Raw genomic sequence first — 6,371 nt, forward strand, 5'->3', positions numbered from 1 at the left:
GCCCTGGAGGGGCGGCACCCGGGGTCGGGCCGTCAGGCGGGCTGGACCACCGTGGGGTGGACGCCCTTGCGGCTCTCGAGCACCTGGTCGACGATCCCGTAGTCCTTGGCCTGGGCGGCCGTGAGGATCTTGTCGCGCTCGATGTCCTGGCGCACCTGCTCGATCGGGCGTCCGGTGTGCTGCGCGAGCGCCGCCTCGAGCCACTCGCGGATGCGGATGAGCTCGTTGGCCTGGATCTCGATGTCCGACGCCTGCGCGTAGCCACCGCCCTCCATCGCGGGCTGGTGGATCAGCACGCGCGCGTTGGGCAGCGCCAGGCGCTTGCCGGGCGAGCCGGCCGCCAGCAGGATCGCCGCGGCCGAGGCCGCCTGCCCGAGGCAGACCGTCTGGATGTGCGGCTTGATGTACTGCATCGTGTCGTAGATCGCCGTCAGCGCCGTGAAGGAGCCGCCGGGCGAGTTGATGTACAGCGTGATGTCGCGGTCGGGGTCCGTCGACTCCAGGACGAGCAGCTGCGCCATGACGTCGTCGGCCGAGGCGTCGTCCACCTGCACGCCGAGGAAGATGATGCGGTCCTCGAACAGCTTGGTGTACGGGTCCTGGCGCTTGAAGCCGTAGGCGGTGCGCTCCTCGAACTGCGGCAGCACGTAGCGACCGCTCGGGGACACGGGCGCCGTGCCGCCGGCCAGCCGGTCGGCACGGGCGATGAACTGGGACTCCATGCTCACGAAGGTTCTCCTCGCTGATGCGTTCGCGGTGGCCGTCAGGACTGCGTGGTCCCGCCGCCACCGGCGACGGAGCGGGAGCTGGACACGACGTGGTCGACGAATCCGTACTCCAGCGCCTCGGGCGCGGTGAACCAGCGGTCACGGTCCGAGTCGGCGTTGATCTGCTCGACGCTCTTGCCCGTCTGCTCGGCGATCAGCTCGGCGAGCACCTTCTTCATGTGCAGGATGAGCTGTGCGTTGATCCGCACGTCGGTCGCCGTGCCGCCGATGCCGCCCGACGGCTGGTGCATCATCACGCGGGCGTGGGGGGTCGCGTAGCGCTTGCCCTTGGTGCCCGAGGAGAGCAGGAACTGGCCCATCGACGCCGCCATGCCCATCGCGATGGTCGCGACGTCCGGCTTGATGTACTGCATCGTGTCGAAGATCGCCATGCCGGCCGTGATCGACCCGCCGGGCGAGTTGATGTACAGCCAGATGTCCTTGTCGGGGTCCTCCGCGGCCAGCAGCATCATCTGCGCGCAGATGGCGTTGGCGTTCTCGTCACGGACCTCCGAGCCGAGCCAGATGATGCGCTCGCGGAGCAGTCGGTTGTAGATGGAATCGTTGAGGCCGAGGCCCGGAGAATCTGCCCGGGCCAGACCCGGCACCTGCTCGTTCACGAAGGCTCCCTCGTCTGGCTGCGTGCTACCTGCGCGGCGGTGCGGCCCCCACGTCGGGGACTGCGGCCGGTCACGCGTTGCAGCGACCCTAACGCCCGACGCCGCCGGCCCATGTCCCACCGACGCGCCGTTTCGCTGTCGGCGCAGCGGTGGCGCCCGGACGGCCGCGGCCCGGACGACGACGGCCCCGCCACCCCCGGCAGGGGGCGGCGGGGCCGTCACGACGTGTGCCCCGAGGGGCGGCGCGTCAGGCCTTCTCGTCGGCGCTGTCCTCGCCGGACGCCACGGCCGAGAAGTCGGTGGCGGCGTCGGCGGCCGGGGCCTCCGCCTGCTCGAGCGCCTCGTCCTCCTCGTCGCTGCCGATGAACTCGGACAGGTCGACCGCTGCACCCGAGCCGTCGACGACGGCGACCTTGCGCAGCGAGACGGCCAGCGCCTTGGAGCGGGCGACCTCGGCCACCATGGCGGGGATCTGGCCCTGCTGGTCGAGCGTCGTGATGAAGGTGTTGGGGTCCATGCCGTACTGGCGCGAGGCGCTCACGAGGTAGTCGAGCAGCTCGCTCTGGCTGACCTTGATGTCGAGCTGCTCGGCCAGCGTGTCGAGCAGGATCTGGTTGCGCAGCGCCGACTGGGCCTGCTCGGTGACCTCGGCACGGTGCTCGTCGTCCTCGAGCCGGCCCTCGGACTCCAGGTGGCGGTGCACCTCGGCCTCGACGACGCCGGCCGGGACCGGGATCTCGGTCTCGGTGGTGAGCTTCTCGACCAGGAGGTCGCGCGCCTGCACGGCCTGGTTCGACGCCTTGATCCGGCCCGCCTGCTCGCGCAGGTCCGCCTTGAGCTCGTCGATCGTGTCGAACTCGCTCGCGAGCTGCGCGAACTCGTCGTCGACCTCGGGCAGCTGACGCTCCTTGACGGCCGTGGCCGTGACGGACACGTTCGCCGTCTCACCCTTGCGGTCGCCGCCGACGAGCACGGTCTCGAACGTCGTCGTCTCGCCCGAGGACAGCCCCGTCAGCGCCTCGTCGAGGCCCTCGAGCATGTTGCCCGAGCCGATCTGGTAGCTCGTGCCGGAGACCTGGTCCACGACCTCGTCGCCGATGGTCGCCGCGAGGTCGATGACGACGAAGTCGCCGGCCTGCGCGGGACGGTCCACGCCGACGAGCGAGCCGAACCGCTCGCGCAGCGCGTCGAGACGCGCGTCGACGTCCTCGTCGGAGACCTCGACGTCGTCGACCGTGACGCTCAGGCCGTCGAGCTCCGGCAGCGTGATCTCGGGGCGCACCTCGACCTCGGCGGTGAAGTGCAGCTCGCCCTCGTCACCGGCGGCGGCGGGCACGAGACCGGGGACCTTCGTCACCTCGACCTCGGGCTGACCCATGGGCCGCAGCTTGTTCTCGCGCACGGCCTCGGCGTAGAAGCCCGACAGGCCCTCGTTCACGGCGTGCTCGATGACCGCCGGACGCCCGACGCGCTGGTCGATGATGCGCGGCGGCACCTTGCCCTTGCGGAAGCCCGGCACCGTCACCTGCTCGGCGATGTGCTGGTAGGCGTGTTCGATGCTCGGCTTGAGCTCGTCGTACGTCACCTCGACGGACAGCTTGACCTTGGTCGGGTCCAGGGTCTCGACGGCGCTCTTCACTTCGATGGTCTCCACTTGGTCATGGCCGGGCGTCGGAGGTTCCGACGAGGTGGCTCGCTTCGCTCTGCACGCTCTGGGAGGCGCTGCGCACGCTGCGGCCCGGGCGACGTCGTGACCTTCGCGGGACGAGTCCCGGGGAGGCGACGTGAGAACACCCGACGGCGCGTACGCGCGACCCTCGATGCTACGCCACGAGCGGGACCGGCCGCCAAAGCGGTGGTGGCGACGACGCCCCCCGCGGAACCGGTACCCTTGCTGCGCCGCCGGGTACCCACCCGGCGCGCGCGGACGTAGCTCAATGGTAGAGCCCCAGTCTTCCAAACTGGCTACGCGGGTTCGATTCCCGTCGTCCGCTCCGACGCCCCGCCGATGCCCCCGTCAGCGGGCCCGCATCAGGCCGCCGCCCGGCGCACCAGCCCCGCGATCGCCGCCTCCACCTCGGGCGTGACCGACGTGAGCGCGAACACCGTCGGCCACATCGCGCCCTCGTCCAGCGCGGCAGGGTCCTCGAAGCCGAGCGTGGCGTAGCGCATCCGGAACTTCGCCGCGGGCTTGAAGTAGCACAGCACCTTGCCGTCCTTGGCGTAGGCCGGCATGCCGTACCAGGTGCGGGGCGCGAGGTGCGGCGCGTGCGCGAGGACGATCGCGTGGACCCGCTCGGCGAGGACCCGGTCGGCATCGGCCATCTCGGCGATCCGCGCGAGCACCTCCGCCTCGAGGTCCGCCGCCCTGCCCCCGGCCCGGCCCTGCGTCCTGAGCTCGTCGACGCGCGCCCTCATCGCCGCACGCTCCTCGTCGGTGAACGTGCCGCCCGTGGACGTCGAGGCGTCGGTCATGGTGTCCTCCCGTGGTCCGCTGGGAGCACCACGCTAGGGACACGGCCCCCGACGCCGCTTCTCGGATCCTGACCGATCGGCTGCGGTACCTCGGGCCGGTGACGTCACGGCTCGAGGGGCGGACAGGGTCGGGGTGGTCGGATTCGAACCGGCGACCTTCCGCTCCCAAAGCGGACGCGCTACCAACCTGCGCCACACCCCGCGCGTCGCGCACGGCGCGACGACGACCTCACCCTACCTGCGCCGACAGCGCAGGCAGCCCACGGGCACGGCCGTCCGACGGCGGTGCGACCACGCCGTCAGCGCACGTGCGCGACGGACGCCCGCTCGTGCAGCGCCATGGGGACGAGCACGTCGCCGCTCGGCAGCTCGGCGCCCGAGATCATCATCTCGACGGCGAGCCGCCCCATCTCCTCGTGCGGGATCGCGACGGTCGTGAGCCCGGGCCGCAGGGTCGCCGCGATCTCGTCGTCGTCGAACGACACGACCGACACGTCGGCCGGCACCCGCAGGCCCGCCTCCGCGAGCGCGTGGTACGCACCGACGGCGAGCCGGTCGTTGAGGCACAGCAGGGCCGTCGGTCGTCTGCGCGTCAGCAGGTCCCGCACCGCCTCGTAGCCCGCCTCGACCTGCCAGTCGTCGCAGTGGAGCTCCGCGACGACCGCCACGCCGCGGCTCCCCGTGGCCGCGCCGATGCCCGCGAGCCGGCGCCGCGCGGTGTAGCTGACCTCCGCCCCGACGTCGGCCAGCCCGGACCCGACGAGGGCGATCTCGGTGTGGCCGGCGTCGGCGAGCACCCGGACCGCCCGGCCGCCCCCCTCGAACTCGTCGGGCAGCACGGACGCCGTCCGCGGGTCCGCGACGTTGACGTTGACCGTCCGCAGACCCGGCGGGAGGAGCGGGTGCATGGGCCCGCGCGACTTCATGGCCGCGAAGACGATGCCGTCGACCCCGCGGTCGAGCAGGGACTGGACCGCCTCCTGCTCCTGGCGGGGGTCCCCGGCGGTCTCGGCGATGAGCAGGAAGCCACCGGCCGTGCGCGCCGCGTCGAGGGCGCCGCGCAGGATGCCGCTCGCGTGGCGCGTGATCGTGACCGAGTCCGACACGAAGCCGTACGTGTCGGTGCGGGCGGTCCGCAGGCTCCGGGCGACGAGGTTGGGGCGGTACCCGAGCTCGTCGACCGCGGCCACGATGCGGGCGCGCGCCTCGGTCGAGATGCGGCTGCTGGGGTGCTCGTTGAGGACCTGCGACACCGCCCCGACCGACACACCGGCACGAGCCGCGACCTGGGCGAGCGTGACGCGCGCGGTGCTGCCGCCCGGACGGCGCGGGGTGACGGACATCTGGGGATCGTACGACGCGCCCGACGGGCCCGGTGCGCCCGGTGTGCCCGGTCACTCCACCGGCGACTCCTCCCCCGCCGACCGGACCTCCCGACCCGTGGCCTGCGCGACCGCCGCGTCGATCCGCGCCTGCACGCGCACGGCGGCGCGGCGCCGCAGCACGCGGACGGCGACGACCGCCCCCACGACCAGGAGGACGAGGGCGATCTGGGCCCACGGGACGGCCCAGACGGTGAAGGACGCGGTCCCGGGCCGCAGCCGCACCTCCACGTCGTCCTCGCCGACGACGACGGGGTCGACGCCCACGTCGCCCCACACGCGGAACAGCGGGACGACCGGCAGCTCGAGCGCGACCGACGCCGACCGTCCGGGAAGGACCTCGCGCACCTCCTCGCGCCGTTCTGCGCGCCCGGCACCCCACGGGCCGGCGGTCGTCACGACGGTCCGGGACCCGAGCCGGACGTTGCCCGCGTTCTCGACGCCGACCTCCACCTCGACCGTGCCGCGTGCGAACGGGTTCCACGACGGACGGTACGACGCGCTCAGGACCTCCGGGACGAGCTCCGCCACCACGTCCCCCGCGACGCGCAGGTGCACCCGGACGCCGACGCGGGACGCCACGCCGATGCTGGGGCCGCCACCGCGGACGAGCTCGGCGACGACGCCGGCGGGGTGGTCCCCCGGCAACGCCCCGGGCGGGACGTCGATCTCCACGGGCAGCGTCACCGTGGAGGCGGCCGGCACCTGCACGGTCACACCACCGCCGTCGCGGACGGTCGCGACCTCGCCGGGGGACACCGTGATCCAGGTTCCCGCGCCCGTCGCCTCCTCCCCTGCGGGCAGGAGGTCGAACAACCCGTCGTCCGTGACCGTGCCGTCGCTCGCGTAGACGGCGAACGTCGCGGGCCGCTCACCGAAGTTGGTGAGCGCGACGTGGTCGGACGCGCCGGCACCCTCGTCCAGGACGTGCCGCAGCGACACCCGTCCGTCGGGGCCGGCGGCGTCGGCCGGCTGCAACGCCCACGTGGTGCTCGACGGCTCGGCCTGCGATTCGTTCGCCGCCAGGGCGGGACCCGCACCGGCGGCCGCGAGCCCCAGGCCGATCAGCGTCACGACTACAGCACGCACAGCACACCTGTCCTCATGGTGAACGGGGTGGGGGGGGG

6 protein-coding genes and 2 tRNA genes are annotated in these 6,371 nt (G+C 72.9%); 1 reads left to right on the forward strand and 7 read right to left on the reverse strand.

Annotation, left to right across the window (positions count from 1 at the left end; translation table 11 throughout):
* Positions 1 to 32: 32 nt before the first annotated feature.
* The 3 genes from H9657_RS18755 to tig all read right to left on the reverse strand — a co-directional run bounded on the left by H9657_RS18755 (position 33) and on the right by tig (position 3,026).
* On the reverse strand, positions 33 to 728 hold the full coding sequence (locus H9657_RS18755) for an ATP-dependent Clp protease proteolytic subunit (protein ID WP_318241611.1): 696 nt from the start codon (positions 726 to 728) through the stop codon (positions 33 to 35).
* A gap of 35 nt (positions 729 to 763) precedes the next feature.
* Positions 764 to 1,387: an ATP-dependent Clp protease proteolytic subunit gene (locus tag H9657_RS18760; RefSeq protein WP_191784961.1), complete on the reverse strand. Its 624-nt coding sequence runs from the start codon at positions 1,385 to 1,387 to the stop codon at positions 764 to 766.
* Positions 1,388 to 1,634: 247 nt separating this feature from the next.
* Positions 1,635 to 3,026 carry a trigger factor gene (gene tig / locus H9657_RS18765; RefSeq protein WP_191784968.1) on the reverse strand — a complete coding sequence of 464 codons (1,392 nt, stop codon included), beginning with the start codon at positions 3,024 to 3,026 and terminating at the stop codon, positions 1,635 to 1,637.
* 284 nt (positions 3,027 to 3,310) lie between these two features.
* Between tig and H9657_RS18770 the strand changes: the two genes are divergently transcribed.
* A tRNA-Gly gene (locus H9657_RS18770) sits at positions 3,311 to 3,381 on the forward strand.
* A gap of 37 nt (positions 3,382 to 3,418) precedes the next feature.
* Here the strand turns inward: H9657_RS18770 and H9657_RS18775 are convergent.
* From H9657_RS18775 to H9657_RS18790, 4 genes are all read right to left on the reverse strand, one after another.
* Positions 3,419 to 3,862, reverse strand: a complete 444-nt coding sequence (locus H9657_RS18775) for an iron chaperone (protein ID WP_191784962.1) — start codon at positions 3,860 to 3,862, stop codon at positions 3,419 to 3,421.
* A 128-nt stretch (positions 3,863 to 3,990) separates the two neighbouring features.
* Positions 3,991 to 4,064, reverse strand: a tRNA-Pro gene (locus H9657_RS18780).
* 97 nt (positions 4,065 to 4,161) lie between these two features.
* On the reverse strand, positions 4,162 to 5,205 hold the full coding sequence (locus H9657_RS18785) for a LacI family DNA-binding transcriptional regulator (protein ID WP_191784963.1): 1,044 nt from the start codon (positions 5,203 to 5,205) through the stop codon (positions 4,162 to 4,164).
* 51 nt (positions 5,206 to 5,256) lie between these two features.
* Positions 5,257 to 6,318, reverse strand: a complete 1,062-nt coding sequence (locus tag H9657_RS18790; RefSeq protein ID WP_191784964.1) for a COG1470 family protein — start codon at positions 6,316 to 6,318, stop codon at positions 5,257 to 5,259.
* Positions 6,319 to 6,371 lie beyond the last annotated feature (53 nt).

Origin of the sequence: Cellulomonas avistercoris, from assembly GCF_014836445.1 — a bacterium.
GTDB lineage: Bacteria > Actinomycetota > Actinomycetes > Actinomycetales > Cellulomonadaceae > Cellulomonas > Cellulomonas avistercoris.

Bases quoted from the DNA above. Each gene is read 5' to 3' on its own strand.
- H9657_RS18775 (WP_191784962.1), bottom strand. From the start codon at position 3,862: ATGACCGACGCCTCGACGTCCACGGGCGGCACGTTCACCGACGAGGAG.
- H9657_RS18785 (WP_191784963.1), bottom strand. From the start codon at position 5,205: ATGTCCGTCACCCCGCGCCGTCCGGGCGGCAGCACCGCGCGCGTCACG.